At 35.2% G+C, this 264-nt stretch carries 1 pseudogene; it reads right to left on the bottom strand.

What is annotated here, in order from left to right:
• A pseudogene (locus JIG37_RS22540) lies at window positions 1–264 on the bottom strand (Mobile element protein); the annotation flags it as partial.

The raw sequence follows: 264 nt of genomic DNA, 5'->3' as shown, positions 1-264 counted from the left end.
TTCTCGATATAAATTTACTCTGGCATTAACCGCAGCGAGCTCTGCTTTTGTTAGCAATTCGCCATTTAAGAATCGTTGGCAAAGGAATGTACTTTTAAATAACTTGTGCCATCTAATCAGAATCGCTTTATTATTCAAACGATTTGCTTTTGCTATATCAATATGAAGTACTAGATGAGTATGGTTACTCATAACTGCGTAAGCACAAACATCAATACAAAATATACGACCAAGTTGAAGTAGTTTCTTTTCAACCCAATCGCG

Origin of the sequence: Pseudoalteromonas sp. bablab_jr010, from assembly GCF_016464105.1 — a bacterium.
GTDB classification, from domain to species: Bacteria; Pseudomonadota; Gammaproteobacteria; order Enterobacterales; family Alteromonadaceae; genus Pseudoalteromonas; species Pseudoalteromonas simplex.
Note: the sequence above shows the minus strand (reverse complement) of the source record. Positions and strands in the feature narration are given on the sequence as shown.